The sequence below is a fragment of the Saccharothrix tamanrassetensis genome (assembly GCF_014203665.1).
GTDB lineage: Bacteria > Actinomycetota > Actinomycetes > Mycobacteriales > Pseudonocardiaceae > Actinosynnema > Actinosynnema tamanrassetense.
In genome coordinates this window covers 304,275-320,952 of sequence record NZ_JACHJN010000004.1, presented here as the reverse complement: position 1 = coordinate 320,952, position 16,678 = coordinate 304,275, and the positions used below count along the sequence as shown (strand labels likewise).

Below are 16,678 nucleotides of genomic sequence, written 5' to 3'. Positions count from 1 at the left end.
GCACTCGGCGTCACCGAGTGCCGGGCCCCGAGGTCACCGCCAGGACGGGAGCCAGCGTTGGGCTTCCCACATCTCCGGTGTGATGGGTATGCCGTTCAGGATGGGCCAGAGCCACACGAAGTTCGCCACCACCAGCCCCACGTACAGGGCCACGGCGAGCAGGCCGGTGCCCCGGCGTTCCTGACCGGCGGATGCCGAGCCCATGACCTCGCCCAGCGCCAGCGCGATGCCGAGCACCAGGAACGGCGCCATGGGCATCGCGTAGAAGTAGTACATCTGCCGGTCCACGTTGGTGAACCAGGGCAGGAAGCCCGCGCCGTAGCCGACCAGCACGGCCGCGTAGCGCCAGTCCAGCTTCGCGATCGACTTCCACAGCGCCCACGCCAGCACGGGGAACGCCAGCCACCACATCGCGGGCGTGCCGACGAGCATGATCGCCCCGATGCACGTCGCCGCGCCGCAGCCGGTCTGAGAGCCCTCGTAGTAGTAGAGCATCGGGCGCAGGCCCATGGGCCACGTCCACGGCTTGGACTCCCACGGGTGGCGGTTGGTGTCGGACGTGACGAGCTTGGTGTGGAAGTCCAGCACGTTGCCGCTGTAGTACCAGAGCGCCCGCAACGGCTCCGGGATCCACGAGTCCTGCGGGATCTTCACGCCCGCCACGTGCCGGTCGATCGCCGTCTCGCTGGCGAACCACGACCACCAGGTGGCCAGGTACGCCAGGACCGGGATCAGCGCCAGGGAGAACAGCGACGGCAGCAGGTCCTTGGCGAACGTGCCCAGCCACGGCCGCTGCACGCCCGCCGAACGACGTGCCGTCGCGCTCCACACCACGGACAGCACGCCGAAGAACGCGATGTACCAGGCACCCGACCACTTGACGCCGCACGCCAGGCCCAGCGCGACACCGGCCGCGAACCGCCACCACCGGAACCCGAGGGAGGGCCCGAACACCGAGTTGTCCACCCAGCCCTCGCGCACCGCCACGGCCAGCCGCGACCGCACCTGATCGCGGTCCACCACCAGGCACGCGAACGCCACCACCACGAAGAACACCAGGAAGCTGTCCAGCATCCCCATCCGGGACTGCACGTGCGTCATGCCGTCCGCGATGAGCAGCACGCCGGCGATCGCGGCCAGCAGGTCCGACCTGGTCAACCGGCGCGCGATGCGCACCACCAGCAGGATCGTGATCGTCCCGGCCAGCGCGGCGGCGAACCGCCAGCCCACGCCGTCGTAGCCGAACAGCCACTGGCCGATCGCGATGAGCTGCTTGCCCAGCGGCGGGTGCACGATCAGCTCGTAGCCGGCGTTGTCCTCGTACCCGCCGTTGCGCAGCACCTGCGCCGCCTGGGGCACGTAGTGCTTCTCGTCGAAGATCGGCGTGCCCTTGTCGGTCGGGAACCCGAGGTTCCAGAACCGCACCACGCCGCCGACCAGTGCCACGGCCAGCGTGACCAGCCACCCGCGCAGGGCGCCCGACAGCGGTCCGGGTTCGAGCTGTTTGGCCCGCTGTTCGCGGTCGTTGCCCGGAGGCGGGCTGGTCGGGGGCAGCTCCCCGACGTCGACCACGTCGTCTGCGGACTGCGGTGCGATCAGGCTCACGAGGGCGATCGTAGGGTGAAGGGTGTGAGACCTGTATCGGGATCAGGCCGTCTGGTGCTGGCCGCTACTCCACTCGGCGACATCCGAGACGCTTCACCACGCCTGGTGGACGCCCTCGGGACCGCCGACCTGGTGGCGGCCGAGGACACCCGGCGGCTGCGCTCCCTCGCCGCCGCCCTGGACGTGACGCTGAGCGGGCGCGTCATCAGCTTCTACGACCAGGTGGAGACCAGTCGCCTGCCCGGTCTGGTGCAGGCCCTGCACGCGGGGCAGACGGTGCTGCTGGTGACCGACGCCGGGATGCCCAGCGTGTCCGATCCGGGCTACCGGCTGGTGGCGGCGTGCGTGGCGGAGGGGATCACGGTGACGTGCCTGCCGGGCCCGTCCGCCGTGACGACCGCGCTGGCCGTCTCCGGGCTGCCGTCGGACCGGTTCTGCTTCGAGGGCTTCCCACCGCGCAAGCAGGGTGAACGGCAGCGCTGGTTCGCCGCACTGGCTTCGGAACCGCGCACGTGCGTCTTCTTCGAGTCCCCGCACCGGCTGGCCGCGACGTTGGCGGACGCGGCGGCGGTACTGGGGGACGACCGGCGGGCGGCGGTGTGCCGTGAGCTGACCAAGACCTACGAAGAGGTGAAGCGCGGCGGGCTGGGTGAGCTGGCCGAGTGGGCCGGGGAGGGGGTGCGGGGCGAGATCACGGTGGTGCTCGCGCCGGCGGAGGCCCGTGAGGGGCCGTCGATGGAGTCGCTGATCGCCGAGGTGAAGCAGCGGGTGGCCGATGGGGAGCGGTTGAAGTCGGCGGCGGCGGAGGTGGCGGCGGCGGCGGGGGTGAGCAAGAAGGCCCTGTACGACGCCGTGGTCAGCGGCGCCTGACCTCGACCAGCCGGACTTCGACCTGCGGTAGCTCATCGAAGCGGGCACGGCTGTCTGTGGTCACCAGAGTGCGGTTCGTCGCGCGCGCCGTGGCCGCGATGACGAGATCATGCGCACCGCGCGGTGAGCCTGTCCGCTTGACGTGCGCCAGCAGCGCCGCATGGTGCTCGGCGACAGCCGAGGTGTAGTCCTCGATCGGCACGGTTGACAACACGTCGTCCAAGAATGCGCGCTGTACCGCTCGGCGTGCGCGATCGTCGTCCAACAGGACTCCGGTCAGGTATTCGGCGAGCAGGATGGCCGGCAGTGCCACATCGTCCTCGTCCGTGATGGCGGCCAAGTCGAGCTTTCCCCGTGCGCCCGCGACCAGCACGCCCGTGTCGAGGATCAGTCGCGCCACGGGTCCTCATCCAAATCGGAAGCCGCCAGATCGCGCGCGTGAGTCACGTCGGCCTCGAACTTGGCATCCAACCCAGTGTGGTCCTGCCACCGGCGGAACACTTCGCGAAGTGACTTGCCGTTGGCCCGGGGAGCGGGGGTGATCATTGCGACTCGCCGACCGTTCCGCGTGACCACGATCGTTTCACCGTGCTCGGCTTCGTCCAGTACAGCGGAAAAGTTGCGCGACGCCTCGGACGCCGCCATCTCCTTCATGGTCTCAGACTATCAGAATCTGATTATCCAGTCACGGTCGAGCCGGACCGGTCGGGCTTCGCCAAGGAGTCGGTGACGTGCCGGCAGGGCGTCCGTGCTCGTCGACAGTCAGGTCCCGCCGTCCTCCGACCGGGGCACCGCACTGCGCGACTCCTCGAACTCCATGTCCTACGTCACGAAGCTCGGGTCATCCGGACGCCTTGATGGCGCCGTCTACGTGCAGGATCCGGACTACGTCCAGACTTATAGAATGGCGATGAAGAACCTGCAGACAGTCGCCATGTCGCCGCAGCAGACCTTTGTCGTACCTGAAGGTCTCCGCCAACGCCGGTTAGGTCGGGAGGCAGCCTTGTCCAGGCTCCGGTGGTTCAAGAGCAGCTACAGCACCAACAACGGAGCCTGCGTAGAGGTGGCGTTCACCCCCGGCACGGTCCTGGCACGTGACTCGAAGAACCCGCACGCCGGTCGGCTGGCCTTCTCGCCCACCGCCTGGCGCGCCCTGACCGCTCGCCTGGCCCGGTAGCCGCGGCCGGGCCTCGCTCGTCCGGCTGAACGGCACGGCTCACCCCGACGCAACCGCGAGCCGCTGAAAACCAGGTGGCGCCCCCTCCGTAGGCTTAACACATGAGTGCCTCCGTGTTGACCGCGGTGGCGTGGCCGTATGCGAACGGCCCGCGTCACATCGGTCACGTATCAGGGTTCGGTGTCCCCTCCGACGTCTTCTCGCGGTTCATGCGGATGTCGGGGAACCGGGTGCTGATGGTCTCCGGCACGGACGAGCACGGAACCCCCATCTCGGTCCAGGCCGAGAAGGAAGGTCTCACCGAACGCGAACTCGCGGACAAGTACAACCGGGTCATCGCGGAAGACCTGCAAGGGCTCGGGCTGTCCTACGACCTGTTCACCCGGACCACCACGGGCAACCACTACAAGGTCGTGCAGGACCTCTTCCTCGCCCTGTGGCGCAACGGCTACGTCATCCCCAAGACCGAGATGGGCGCGATCAGCCCGTCGACCGGCCGCACGCTGCCCGACCGCTACATCGAGGGCACCTGCCCCATCTGCGGCTACGACGGCGCGCGCGGCGACCAGTGCGACAACTGCGGCAACCAGCTCGACCCGATCGACCTGAAGAACCCGCGATCCCGGATCAACGGCGAGGTGCCGAAGTTCGTCGAGACCGAGCACCTGTTCCTGGACCTGCCGCAGTTCATCGACGCGCTCGGCGGCTGGCTCCAGACCCGCACCGAGTGGCGGCCGAACGTGCTCAAGTTCAGCCGGAACCTGATCAAGGACCTGCGACCGCGCGCCATCACCCGCGACCTGGACTGGGGTGTGCCGATCCCGCTCGACGGGTGGCGCGACCAGCCGCTGAAGCGGTTCTACGTGTGGTTCGACGCGGTCATCGGGTACTTGAGCGCGTCCGTCGAGTGGGCCCGGCGCAGCGGGGACGACGACGCCTGGAAGGAGTTCTGGACCGGCGACGCCCAGGGCTACTACTTCATGGGCAAGGACAACATCGTCTTCCACTCGCTGATCTGGCCGTCGCTGCTGCTCGGTCAGAACGGCCAGGGCGCCAAGGGCGGCGAACCGGGCGCGTTCGGCCCGCTGAACCTGCCCACCGAGGTCGTCTCCAGCGAGTTCCTCACCATGAGCGGCTCCAAGTTCTCCACCTCGCGCGGCACCGTCATCTACGTGACGGACTTCCTGCGCGAGTTCGGCCCGGACGCGCTGCGCTACTTCATCTCGGTGGCCGGCCCGGAGAACCAGGACACCGACTTCACCTGGGACGAGTTCGTCCGCCGGACCAACTTCGAGCTGGCCAACGAGTGGGGCAACCTGGTCAACCGGTCGATCTCGATGGCGCACAAGAACGTGGGCGCAGTGCCGACCCCGACCGCGCTGACCCAGGCCGACCACGACCTGCTCGGCCTCAGCCGGCGGGCGTTCGACCTGGTGGGCGCCAACCTGCGCCGGTCGCGGTTCAAGCAGGCCTCCGGCGAGGCGATGAAGGTGGTCGGCGCGGCCAACCGCTACCTGTCCGAGCAGGAGCCGTGGAAGCTCAAGGACGACCCGGCGCGCCGGGACACCGTCCTGCACACCGCGCTCCAGGTCGTCCAGGACGCGAACACGCTGCTCACGCCGTTCCTGCCGCACTCGGCGCAGAAGGTGCACGAGGCGCTCGGCGGCACCGGCGTGTGGTCGGCGCAGCCGCAGGTCAACGAGGTCACCGACCTGGACGTGCCGGAGCGCGAGTACCCGGTGCTGACCGGTGACTACGCGGCCGAGCAGGCCCGCTGGGCGTCCACGCCGATCGAAGTCGGCCGCCCGCTGGCCAAGCCCGCGCCGCTGTTCGCCAAACTGGACCCGGAGCTGGCGGAGAACGGCCCCGAGTGGGCCCCGATCGTGACGTGAGCAAGCGCGGAGGCGAACGGCCACCGGTCCCGGAAGCACTTCCGGTCCCGGTGGTCGACGCGCACACCCACCTCGACGCCTGCGGGGCGGAAACACCCGACCAGGTAAGGGAAATGCTCGACCGGGCGAACGCGGCGGGCGTCGACCGGGTGATCACGGTCGCGGACGACCTCGCCGCCGCCCGCTGGGCCGCCGAGGCGTCCACCTGGGACGAACGGGTGTTCGCGGCGGTCGCCCTGCACCCGACCCGGACGTCCGCGTTCACCGACGCCGACCGGGCGGAACTGTCCCGGTTGGCCGAACAGCCGCGGGTCGTGGCGATCGGCGAGACCGGCCTGGACTACTACTGGGACTACTCGCCGCCGGCCGCCCAGCACGACGCCTTCCGCTGGCACATCGAGCTTTCCAAGCGCGTCGGGAAGCCGCTGATGATCCACGACAGGGACGCGCACGACGACATCCTGAAGATCCTGGACGAGGAAGGCGCGCCGTCCACAGTGGTCTTCCACTGCTTCTCCGGCGACTTGGCCTTCGCGCGCGCGTGCGTGGAAAGGGGTTTCGTGCTGTCGTTCGCGGGCACCACGACCTTCCGCAACGCGCACGCCCTCCGGGAGGCCGCGGCCTGGACCCCGGCCGATCACGTGCTGGTGGAGACGGACGCGCCGTTCCTCACCCCGCACCCCTTCCGGGGACGGCCGAACGAGCCGTACTGCGCCAACTACACGCTGCGCGACCTGGCGACCCTGCGTCAGGTGGAATCGGCCGAACTTGCGTCAACTGTCACCCGAAACGCCGAACGGGTCTTCGGACTTCGTGACCAGGCGGGTTCGTGATGCTCCTTACGACAAATGGCCGACACCCTTGCTCCGCTGGGCGGGTGACTGATTTCACAACGCCAGTAGGGGTGTTTGCACAACCCCCGCGCACCCGTTACGGTCCCGTGACCGTGCCCCGAGTTCAGTCCTGAGGGGGCGCAGCCCGCAGTCGGGGCGGGTTACACACCAGAAGCGAGAAGACGAACACGTAGCGGGAGATGCCGGAGATCACTAGCTGACCGCCGACACCTAACGTGCGTGAAGCGCGGCTTCGCGCCTTCAGGAGGTATGGAACCCCGTGAACTCGTTCAACGAGGACACCGACTGGTTTACTCCCGTGCAGCCCGCACCGGCGCCACCCACCGCCGTCGACGTGCTGGACAGGCCGGAGTCCGGTTGGTCCGACTGGGACACCACGGTTTTCAGCATCACGCCGGACGACGTCCTGGAGGTCCTCGGACCTGACGCGGACGAACTGCTGGCGAGCGCCGATGTGGACGTCGACGAGCTGATCCGGCTGATCAACGCCGAGACCACGCTCCTCCCGCCGATCATCATCCCGGACGAGGTCTCCCAGGACCGGGTCGCGGGCAGCCTGGCCGCCGAGCAGCCGAGCGCCCCGCCCGCCGCCCTGGTCGAAGCCGCCGGGAAGTGGAAGCGCCGCTTCCTCAAGGCCGCGGTCGCCACCGTGCTGGTGACCATCTCCGGCGGTGGGGCCACCGCCATCGCGATGGACAAGTCCGTCACGGTCGACGTCGACGGCGAAGCCACCACCGTGCGCACCTACGAGTCCACGGTGGGCGAGATCCTCGCCGACGAGGGCATCACGGTCGGCGAGCACGACGCGCTCAGCCCGTCCCCCCAGGCCAAGGTCGGCGACGGCGGGAAGATCTCGCTGGACCGCGGCCGGCTGGTGAAGATGACGGTCGACGGCGAGCAGCGCGAGGGCTGGGTCCGCTCGGTCACCGTGGACGAGGCGCTGGACCAGCTCAAGGTCGACGACGAGGGCGCGTGGCTCTCCCACGACCGCGGCATGGCCGTCCCGCTCGACGGCCTCTCGCTGGAGGTCAAGAGCCTCAAGACGGTCACCGTCTACGACGGCGGCAACGAGCCGAAGCGGATCACCACGACCGCGGTGACGGTCGACGAGCTGATGAAGACCCAGAACCTCGCCCTGGGCCCCGAGGACAAGCTCGAAACCGCCGCGGACCTGCGCATCACCGACGGCGCCGAGGTCCACATCAGCCGCACGGGCGTGTCCGTGGTCAACGCGACGGAGGCCGTCGAGCCGGCCGTCGAGGAGATCCCGGACGGCTCGATGCCGAAGGGCCAGAAAGAGGTCCTGGAGCCGGGCGAGGCCGGCGAGCAGATCGTCACTTACCGGGTGACCATCAAGAACGGCAAGGAGATCAACCGCGAGAAGTTGGGCGCGAAGGTCACCAAGGAGCCGAAGGCCAAGAAGGTCAAGGTCGGCACCAAGCTCCCGCCGGACGGCGAGGTGTGGGACCGGCTGGCGCAGTGCGAGGCGACCGGCAACTGGGCCATCAACACCGGCAACGGCTACTACGGCGGCCTCCAGTTCAACAAGAGCACCTGGGACGCCTACGGCGGCAGCCAGTACGCCGCGTACCCGCACCAGGCCTCTCGCGAGCAGCAGATCGCGGTCGCGACCAAGCTGCGCGACGCGCGCGGCGGCTACTCGGCCTGGCCCCACTGCCGGCAGAAGCTGGGCCTGCCGTAACTTCTGACTGTGACTGGAGCTCCGTCCTCGGCCGGCCCCGGCAGCGCCAGTGCGCTGCTGGGGCCGGCCGACGTTCGTCGGCTGGCCGCCGAACTCGGCATCCGCCCCACCAAGAAGCTCGGGCAGAACTTCGTGCACGACCCGAACACGGTGCGCAAGATCGTGTCGGTGGCGGACCTCGCCGAGGACGACGTCGTGCTGGAGGTCGGTCCCGGGCTGGGCTCGCTGACGCTGGCGCTGCTGCCGTCGTGCCGCGAGCTGGTGGCCGTCGAGATCGACCCGGTGCTGGCGGCGAAGCTCCCGCGGACGGTGGGCGAACGCGCGCCGGACCTCGCCCGGAGGCTCACGGTCGTCGAGGCCGATGCGATGCGCGTCACGGCCGACCGGTTCCCGGCGGAGCCGACCGCCCTGGTGGCGAACCTGCCGTACAACGTGGCGGTGCCGGTGGTGCTGCACCTGCTGGCCGAGCTGCCGTCGCTGCGCACCGGGCTGGTGATGGTGCAGGCCGAGGTGGCCGACCGGATGGCCGCCGGGCCGGGCAGCAAGGTCTACGGGGTGCCGAGTGTGAAACTGGCCTGGTACGCCGACGCCCGGCGGGCCGGTCCGGTGTCCCGGTCGGTGTTCTGGCCGGTGCCGAACGTGGACTCCGCGCTGGTCGCGTTCACCCGGCACGAGCCGTTGTCCACAGTGGACAAGAAGGTGCTGTTCTCGTTGGTGGACGCGGCTTTCGCGCAGCGGCGCAAGACGCTGCGGGGCGCGCTGTCCGGGTGGGCGGGCTCGGCCGCCGAGGCGGAGCGGCTGCTGGTCGAGGCGGGGGTCGATCCGGGCGCCCGCGGCGAGCAATTGGCGGTCGGCGAATTCATCCGGATAGCCGAGGTTTGTTCACCGTAACGGCCGATGATCTTTCGGCCGATAGTGTGATTTGACGAACGATCCTCGCACAAGCTTGCGTTCGAGCCGGTGCGTCAGGTGTACTCGTGCTGCCATCCCGAGCGGCCGAGAGACCTGGCTCTACGACGCCGCAGCAACCACCTCCCCATGGAGGCAGGTGCTTCAGCCAGGATCGATGGAGGATCACGTGCCCAGGATGCTGCTCACACGCAGGCGAGTCGTCGACCACGGCCGCCGCACCGTTTCGGGCTGTCGCAGCTACTCCGCCTAGGCGCCTTTTTTCGAGTCCTCGCCGTCCTCTCCGGACACCCTTTCGAGCTGGCTTTCGGACGCGCACGCCACGAGCGTGCGCTGCCGCGTGCAGTCGTGGAGCGAAACGTGATCACTGTTGAGAACCTCACCAAGACCTTCCCCGGGAGTACCGGTCAGGTTCGCGCGCTGGACGGCGTGAACCTGGACGTCGCCGCGGGCACCGTCCTCGGCGTCGTCGGCCCCAGCGGGGCGGGCAAGTCCACCCTGGCCCGGTGCGTGGCCCTCCTGGAGCGGCCCGACAGCGGCGCGATCCGCGTCGACGGCACCGACCTGGTCTCCCTGGGCGGCCCCGCGCTGCGCGCCGCCCGTCGGCAGATCGGCGTTGTGCCGCAAGGGGATTCGCTGCTGCGCCAGCGCACCGCCGCGGGCAACGTGGCGCTGCCGCTGGAGTCCGCCGGCGTGCCCGGACCGCAGCGGCGGACCCGGGTCGCCGAACTGCTCGACCTGGTGGGCCTGACCGACAAGGCGGGTTCGTACCCCGACCAGCTCTCCGGCGGCCAGCGCCAGCGGATCGCCGTGGCGCGCGCCCTGGCGGCCAGCCCGTCGGTGCTGCTGGCCGACGAGCCGACCTCGGCCCTGGACCCCGACACCACCGGCTCGGTGCTCACCGTGCTGGACCGGGCGCGGGCCGAGCTGGGCGTGACGGTGCTCGTGGTCACCCACGACATGGGCGTGGTCCGGAAGATCTGCGACGACGTGGCGGTGCTGGACGGCGGGCGGGTGGTCGAGCACGGCAAGGTGCTGGACCTGGTCGCGGACGCGGGTTCGCGCACGGCCGCCTCGCTGCTGCCCGCGGTGGACCAGAACCCGGCCGCCGAAGGCGCCTACGACCGGGTCGCGGACGTGGTGCTGGTCGGCTTCGCGGCCGTCGGCGCGCTGCTGCCCGAGGCCACCAGCCGGTTCGGGGTGGAGCTCAACCTGCTGGGCGGCGGCCTGACGCGGCTCGGCGAGACCCCGGTGGCGCGGTTCCGGGTCGGTTTGAACGGTGAGCGGGCGGACTCGGCGCTGGAGTGGATCGCGGAGGCGGGTGGCGCGGTGCGCCGGACGCTGGCCGGTCCTCAGGGAGTAGCTGCGTGAGGTCTGCCACACCCTGGTCCACCGTGTTCGACTACACGCTGGTCGCGACCGGCCAGACGTTGTACATGGTGGGCGTCTCCACCCTGATCGCTGTTCTGCTCGGCACTCCCCTCGGCGTCTGGTTGCAGCTCACCGCTCCCGGTGGGCTGCGGCCCAGGCCCTTGGTGCACAAGCTGGTCGGCTTCGTGGTCGACCTCGGCCGCTCGATGCCCTTCCTGGTGCTGCTGGTCCTGCTGACCTCGTTGACCAGGCTGCTGCTCGGCCACACCATCGGACCCACGGCGGCCATCGTGCCGCTCGCGGTCGGCGCCATCCCGTTCGTCGGCAGGCTCGTCCAGAACGTCCTGTCGGAAGTGCACGTGTCGGTGGTGGAGGCGGCGGTCACGACCGGTGCCTCCACCCTGCGGATCGTGCGCAGCGTGCTGCTCCGCGAGTCGCTGCCCGCGCTGGTCAACGCGATCGGCGTGACCGCGATCGCCCTGCTCGGCTACTCGGCGATGGCCGGCGTCGTCGGCGGCGGCGGCCTCGGCGACCTCGCGGTGCGCGAGGGCTACCAGCGGTTCAACGACCGCTACCTGTGGGCGACGGTGGTCGTGCTGGCCGTCATCGCCACCCTGATCCAGTTCATCTCCAACCGTGTCGCGCGCGGCGTCGACCGCCGCCGGCACGCCTCCGTGTGACCTCCGCCGTTTTCAGTGATTAAGGAAATCCCATGCGTATTCGTGCTGCCCTCGTCGCCGTGCTGCTGACCGCAGTGGGCTGCGGAAGCGGCCAGACCGGCGGTGCCGCTTCCGACCCGGACGCGGCCCTCAAGGTGGGCGTCAGCCCCGTCCCGCACGCCCAGGTGCTGAGGTACGTGGCGGACAACCTGGCGAAGGACAAGGGCCTCAAGATCGAGGTCGTGGAGTTCACCGACTACGTGCAGCCGAACACCGCGCTGGTGGACGGCTCGCTGGACGCGAACTACTTCCAGACCGTGCCGTACCTGGAGACGTTCAAGGCGGAGAGCGGCGCGAAGCTGGAGTGGATCGGCCCGGTCCACCTCGAACCGCTCGGCGTGTACTCCAAGAAGCACAAGAAGCTGACCGACCTGCCGAACGGCGCGAAGGTCGCGGTGGCCAACGACGCCACGAACGAGGCCCGCGGCCTGCGCCTGCTCCAGGACAACGGCCTGATCAAGGTGAAGGCCGGCGCGGAGAAGACGGCGACCATCCGGGACATCGCGGAGAACCCGAAGAACCTGGAGTTCGTCGAGCTGGAGGCCGCCCAGCTGCCCCGGTCGCTGGAGGACACCGACGCCTCGGTGGTGAACGGCAACTACGCGATCGACGCCGGCCTCAAGCCGTCGACGGACGCGCTGGCGCTGGAGAAGTCCCAGGGCAACCCGAACGCGAACGGCCTCGTGACGCGGGCCGAGCTGAAGGACGACAAGCGGATCAAGGACCTGCTGGAGCTCCTCCAGTCGCAGCAGGTGAAGGACTACATCAAGGAGACCTTCTCGGGTTCCGTGCTGTCCGTGTGACGTCTTCCGCGTGATCTCTCGGGCGTGCCCTCCGTCGTGGTGTGAACCCCGGCGGGGGGCACGGCCGCGTTCGCGCCCGCCGGGCTTCCGGCGGGGTGGTCCGGCCGGTCCCGGAGACACGCCTGCTTCGGTGCTCCGCCGCTGGTGAGGGGCGGGTGGGAGCGAGGACTTGGCGGACGCCCGTAGGCTTCATGGCGTGCTCGCCGTAGTCCCACCCCCGGTCACCGTCCGCGTCCCGGCCAAGGTCAACCTGCACCTGGCGGTCGGCGAGGCGCGCGCGGACGGCTACCACGACCTGGTGACGATCTTCCAGGCGTTGTCCCTCACCGACGAGGTGACGGTCGCCATCGCCGACGAGCCGGGCGTGGAGGTGCGCGGGGAGGGCGCCGATTCGGTGCCCACCGGGCCGTCCAACCTGGCCTGGCGGGCGGTGCGGGTGCTGGCGGAGCACGTCGGGCGCGACCCCGACGACCCCAAGGTCCGGGTGGCGATCCGCAAGAGCATCCCGGTCGCGGGCGGCATGGCCGGCGGCAGCGCGGACGCGGCGGCGACGCTGGTCGGGCTGACCTCGCTGTGGCGACTGGAGATCGGCCGCGACGAGCTCGCCGGGCTGGCCGGCCGGATCGGCGCCGACGTGCCGTTCGCCCTGTACGGTGGCACCGCCCTGGGCACCGACCGGGGCGACCAGATCGTCCCGGTGCTCGCCCGGCACACGTTCCACTGGGTGCTCGCCTTCGACCGGCGCGGGCTGTCCACGCCCGAGGTGTTCGACGAGCTCGACCGGCTGCGGGCGGAGGGCGACCCGCCTCGGGTCGGCGCGGCGGAGGCCGTGCTGGAGGGCCTGTCGTCGGGGGATCCCCGGCAGCTCGCCCTGCTGCTGGGCAACGACCTGCAAGCCGCGGCGGTGTCGCTGCGGCCCAACCTGCGGCGCACGCTGCGGGCCGGGGTGAACGCGGGCGCGTTGGCGGGCATGGTGTCCGGGTCCGGACCCACCTGCGCGTTCCTCTGCACGGACGGCGACTCGGCGGTCCGGGTGGCGGCCGAGCTGGCGGGTGCCGGGGTCTGCCGGACGGTCCGGGTCGCGCAGGGGCCGGTGCACGGGGCGCGGGTGATCGGGACCGAGGAAGCGCCTCGGCCGACGCCGCCCGAGGTCCACGCTTAACTTCCCAACGAAGGTGTGTTGATGGCCAACTTGGTCAACTTGGAGAACGTCTCCAAGTCGTTCGGTGTGCGTCCGCTGCTGGCCGGGGTGTCCCTCGGGGTCGGTGAAGGCGACCGGATCGGCGTCGTCGGGCTCAACGGCGGTGGCAAGACGACCCTGCTGGAGGTGCTGGCGCAACTCGCCGAGCCGGACGAGGGCAGGGTCAGCCAGACCCGCGGCCTGCGGATGGCGGTGGTCACCCAGCGCACCGAACTGGCCGAGGGCTCGACCGTGCGCAACGCGGTGATCGACCCGCTCGGGTTCGACGCCGAGCACGAGTGGGCGGCCGACCCGCGGGTCCGGTCGATCCTGGACGGCCTGGGCATCACCGGCTTCGGCCTGGACTCGCCGGTCGGCACCATGTCCGGTGGCGAACGCCGCCGGGTCGCGCTGGCCGCCGCGCTGGTGCAGGACCTGGACCTGGTGGTGCTGGACGAGCCGACGAACCACCTGGACGTCGAAGGCGTGCGGTGGCTCGCCGAACACCTGCTGGCCCGCCGGACGGCGCTGGTGGTGGTGACCCACGACCGGTGGTTCCTGGACACGGTGTGCTCCCGCACGTGGGAGGTCGTGAACGGCCGCGTCGAGCAGTACGAGGGCGGCTACGCGGACTGGATCTTCGCCCGCGCCGAACGCGCCCGCCTGGCCGACGCCGTCGAGGAGAAGCGCCGCAACCTGGCCCGCAAGGAACTCGCCTGGCTGCGCCGAGGTGCCCCGGCCCGCACCTCCAAGCCCCGCTACCGCATCGAGGCGGCGGAGGCCCTCATCTCCGACGTCCCCGCGCCGCGCGACAGCGTCGAGCTGCTGGCGTTCGCCAAGCGCCGACTGGGCCGCACCGTCCTGGAGCTGGAGGACGTCACCCTGACCGTCGGCGACCGCACCCTGGTGCGCGACCTGACGTGGCGGATCGGACCGGGTGACCGGATCGGCATCGTCGGCGTGAACGGGTCGGGCAAGACGACCCTGCTCAAGGCGCTGGCCGGGGAGCGCGAGCCGGACACCGGCAAGCGCGTCCAGGGGCAGACGGTGAAGCTCGCGCACCTGAGCCAGGAGCTGCACGACCTGGACGGCTCGATGCGCGTGCTGGAGGCCGTGGAGGAGGTGGCGCGGCGGGTCGTGCTGGGCAAGCAGGAGATGTCGGCGTCCCAACTCGCCGAGCGCTTCGGCTTCTCGTCCCAGAAGCAGTGGACCCCGGTGGGCGACCTGTCCGGCGGCGAGCGGCGACGGCTCCAGCTGTGCCGGCTGCTGATGGCCGAGCCGAACGTGCTGCTGCTGGACGAGCCGACCAACGACCTGGACATCGACACCCTCCAGCAGCTGGAGGACCTGCTCGACTCGTGGCCCGGCACGCTGGTCGTGATCTCGCACGACCGTTACCTGGTGGAGCGGGTGTGCGACCAGGTGGTGGCGTTGTTCGGCGAGGGCGGCCTGACCGACCTGCCGGGCGGCATCGACGAGTACCTGCGCCGTCGCGACCAGCAGCGCGAGGCGGTGACCCCCGTCGCGGCCAAGACCCAGACCCAGTCGAACGCGGCTGACCAGCGCGCGGCGCGCAAGGAACTCGCGCGGCTGGAACGACGGCTGGAGGTGCTGCACAAGAAGGAGGCGAACCTCCACGCGGCCCTGGCGGAGGCGGCCACCGACCCCGAGCGGTTGATGGCCCTGGATGCCGAACTGCGTGCCGTGCTGGCCGAGGCGGCAGACGTCGAAGCCCAGTGGATGGCGGCAGCCGAGACAGCCGAAGGCTGACCACCACCGCGCCCGCTTCCCGAGAGCCACGCGCCGAGCCTTGCCTCCCTGCCGCTCCCGAGAGCCGTGCGCCGCACAGACCCGTGTCTTCGTGTTCTCCCCGTATGGCCTGCCCGGAGGGCTACCGCGCTTGTCGTGGGGGTGCAAGCACGCTTCACCGCTTGCACCCCCAGGACAAGGGTGGTCGTCTTTGACAGGTCATGCGGGGAGAACACGACGCCTTCCGTTTTTCCTCCCCGGAGGCCTGCCAAGCGGCGAGCGTCGCTTTTCTCTTTGACCGGCAGCGATCGAAATCCAAGTCGCCGACCGATCCCGCTAAAAGAAGAAAAGCGTCCTCGCCGGACGGGCAGGCCGCCAAGGATCCCATAAAACCAAAGCATAAAAGATACGAGCGGACTGTGTGTCATCCCCGCATGTCCTGGTCAAAGACAACCATCCTTGTTCGGGTAATGCAAGCGAAAGGCGTGCTTGCATTACCCGAACAAGGATGGTTCGCTGCGCGCAGGCCATACGGGGATGACACACAGCAAGGCAGAGGTGTGCGCGGGCGCGCTGGCCTGGGGCGGTGCGTTAGGTCGCGGGTGTGGAACGGGTGTGGGGTTGCGGGTGTGGCTGGGCTGGTCAGCGGCCTCGGCGGCGGAGTTCGGTGACGAGGAGAGGCATCAGTTCGTCGATGAATGTGCAGTCGTAGCCTTGGCCGTTCACCATGGACAGGGTGAAGCGGGTTTTGGCCACGTCGGCCGAGGATGCGCCGATCATGCCGTCCAGGGCGATGCCGACTTCCTCCAGCACGCGGTCGACCTGGGAAGTCCGGTAGCCGCGTTGGGTGGGGTCGGCGAGTGGCAGCTTGACGGCGCGCAGTTGTTTCCAGGACGTGATCGGCGGGATCGCGCTCGGCCTTGTGGGACCGTCGCCGAGTTGTTTCTCCACTCTGGCCAGGAAGGCGTCCACTTCGGTTTCGTCGTAGCCTCGTCGGCCGAAGATGGGGCGGCTGAACCTGACCTCGCGGATCTCCTGGGCGGTCAAGTCGCCCTGGCCCAGCAGGGTGTTCTCGATGCGGTCCAGGAACCTGTCGACCTGGGACTCCTGGTAGCCCCGTCTGCCCCGGGGCGGTTTGCCGAACTCCACCGTGCGGACGTCGCGGGCGGTCAGGGGTCTGGTGCCCACGCCGGGGCGGGGGCGGACGGGGGGAACGGGGGTGCGTTCCAGGGTGACGACGACCAGGTCCAGGAACGTGTCGACGTCGTCCTCGTCGTAGCCGACCTGACCCGGCGGGGCGAAGGAGAACTCCTCCTCCTGCACTTCGATCGCGGTCACCGAGTCGCGGCCGGCCAGGGTGGCTTCGATGCGCTCCAGGAAGGCGTCGATCTCACCCTCGGCGTAGCCGCGGTTTCCGGGTCTCGGCTTGTGGAAGCGCACGCCGCGCACGTCCTGGGGCGTCAGCCTCGGCGCGGGTCGCATCCCGGTCGACGTGGCGTGCGCACCCTGCGCGGGAGCCACCGCCTGTCTGCGCTGCGGTGTGGAGCGCAGGGTTTCCGCCACCAGGTCCATGAACACGTCGACCTCGGCCGCGTGGTACCCCGGCCTGGCCGGGCGGAACCGCATTCGGCGCACGTCCTGCTCGCCGACGTCGTCGCGGCCGAGCAGGGTGGCTTCGATGCGGTCCAGGAAGTCGTCCACCTGCTGCTCGTCGTAGCCGGGCTGGCCGGGTGGCGGGCGGTGGAAGGCGACCTGTCGCAGATCCTGCGCGCTCAACAGCGGCGCCGGATGTGCGGGCGTGTGCTGACGCGCTTCGAACCCGGCCACCCCGTTGCCTCCTTTGGTCG

The 16,678-nt window shown here is 70.1% G+C and carries 15 protein-coding genes and 1 riboswitch; of the genes, 11 read left to right on the top strand and 4 right to left on the bottom strand.

Annotated features, from left to right (window positions below; translation table 11 throughout):
- Positions 1-33: 33 nt before the first annotated feature.
- Positions 34-1,605 (bottom strand): dolichyl-phosphate-mannose--protein mannosyltransferase, encoded by a 1,572-nt coding sequence (locus FHS29_RS14545; RefSeq protein WP_184691159.1) that lies wholly within the window; start codon positions 1,603-1,605, stop codon positions 34-36.
- Between the two features lie 24 nt (positions 1,606-1,629).
- On the opposite strand from FHS29_RS14545, the gene rsmI reads away from it, so the two are divergent.
- Positions 1,630-2,475, top strand: a complete 846-nt coding sequence (rsmI, locus tag FHS29_RS14540) for a 16S rRNA (cytidine(1402)-2'-O)-methyltransferase (protein WP_184691158.1) — start codon at positions 1,630-1,632, stop codon at positions 2,473-2,475.
- Here rsmI and FHS29_RS14535 read toward each other — a convergent pair.
- Together FHS29_RS14535 and FHS29_RS14530 are read right to left on the bottom strand one after the other, a co-directional pair.
- Positions 2,462-2,875 carry a PIN domain-containing protein gene (locus FHS29_RS14535; protein ID WP_184691157.1) on the bottom strand — a complete coding sequence of 138 codons (414 nt, stop codon included), beginning with the start codon at positions 2,873-2,875 and terminating at the stop codon, positions 2,462-2,464. The genes rsmI and FHS29_RS14535 overlap by 14 nt on opposite strands.
- Entirely contained in the window at positions 2,863-3,129 is a 267-nt protein-coding gene (locus tag FHS29_RS14530) for a type II toxin-antitoxin system Phd/YefM family antitoxin (RefSeq protein WP_184691156.1), read from the bottom strand. The genes FHS29_RS14535 and FHS29_RS14530 overlap by 13 nt, the downstream gene beginning before the upstream one ends.
- Positions 3,130-3,223: 94 nt before the next feature.
- Between FHS29_RS14530 and FHS29_RS38115 the strand changes: the two genes are divergently transcribed.
- The 10 genes from FHS29_RS38115 (at position 3,224) to FHS29_RS14480 (ending at position 14,852) form a co-directional block, all read left to right on the top strand.
- Positions 3,224-3,652: a DUF397 domain-containing protein gene (locus FHS29_RS38115; RefSeq protein WP_312864914.1), complete on the top strand. Its 429-nt coding sequence runs from the start codon at positions 3,224-3,226 to the stop codon at positions 3,650-3,652.
- A 101-nt stretch (positions 3,653-3,753) separates the two neighbouring features.
- Complete coding sequence (metG, locus tag FHS29_RS14520) at positions 3,754-5,544, top strand: methionine--tRNA ligase (protein ID WP_184691155.1); 1,791 nt, start codon at positions 3,754-3,756, stop codon at positions 5,542-5,544.
- On the top strand, positions 5,541-6,377 hold the full coding sequence (locus tag FHS29_RS14515) for a TatD family hydrolase (RefSeq protein ID WP_184691154.1): 837 nt from the start codon (positions 5,541-5,543) through the stop codon (positions 6,375-6,377). Before metG ends, FHS29_RS14515 begins: the two co-directional genes overlap by 4 nt.
- A 280-nt stretch (positions 6,378-6,657) precedes the next feature.
- Positions 6,658-8,100, top strand: a complete 1,443-nt coding sequence (locus tag FHS29_RS14510; RefSeq protein ID WP_184691153.1) for a resuscitation-promoting factor — start codon at positions 6,658-6,660, stop codon at positions 8,098-8,100.
- A 9-nt stretch (positions 8,101-8,109) separates the two neighbouring features.
- Positions 8,110-8,991, top strand: a complete 882-nt coding sequence (gene rsmA, locus FHS29_RS14505; protein WP_184691152.1) for a 16S rRNA (adenine(1518)-N(6)/adenine(1519)-N(6))-dimethyltransferase RsmA — start codon at positions 8,110-8,112, stop codon at positions 8,989-8,991.
- An 89-nt stretch (positions 8,992-9,080) separates the two neighbouring features.
- A riboswitch (SAM riboswitch) is annotated at positions 9,081-9,173 on the top strand.
- A 196-nt stretch (positions 9,174-9,369) separates the two neighbouring features.
- The gene (locus tag FHS29_RS14500; RefSeq protein WP_184691151.1) at positions 9,370-10,380 is read left to right on the top strand and encodes a methionine ABC transporter ATP-binding protein; all 1,011 of its coding nucleotides are present in this window, start codon (positions 9,370-9,372) and stop codon (positions 10,378-10,380) included.
- Positions 10,377-11,060 (top strand): methionine ABC transporter permease, encoded by a 684-nt coding sequence (locus FHS29_RS14495; RefSeq protein ID WP_184691150.1) that lies wholly within the window; start codon positions 10,377-10,379, stop codon positions 11,058-11,060. Before FHS29_RS14500 ends, FHS29_RS14495 begins: the two co-directional genes overlap by 4 nt.
- A 32-nt stretch (positions 11,061-11,092) precedes the next feature.
- A complete protein-coding gene (locus FHS29_RS14490) occupies positions 11,093-11,902 on the top strand; it encodes a MetQ/NlpA family ABC transporter substrate-binding protein (protein ID WP_184691149.1) in 810 nt (269 codons plus the stop codon).
- 196 nt (positions 11,903-12,098) lie between these two features.
- A complete protein-coding gene (locus FHS29_RS14485) occupies positions 12,099-13,064 on the top strand; it encodes a 4-(cytidine 5'-diphospho)-2-C-methyl-D-erythritol kinase (protein WP_184691148.1) in 966 nt (321 codons plus the stop codon).
- A 21-nt stretch (positions 13,065-13,085) separates the two neighbouring features.
- Positions 13,086-14,852 (top strand): ABC-F family ATP-binding cassette domain-containing protein, encoded by a 1,767-nt coding sequence (locus FHS29_RS14480; RefSeq protein ID WP_184691147.1) that lies wholly within the window; start codon positions 13,086-13,088, stop codon positions 14,850-14,852.
- A gap of 621 nt (positions 14,853-15,473) precedes the next feature.
- Here the strand turns inward: FHS29_RS14480 and FHS29_RS37670 are convergent.
- Positions 15,474-16,658, bottom strand: coding sequence for a DivIVA domain-containing protein (locus tag FHS29_RS37670; RefSeq protein ID WP_221455978.1), 1,185 nt, complete (start codon positions 16,656-16,658; stop codon positions 15,474-15,476).
- Positions 16,659-16,678: the final 20 nt, after the last annotated feature.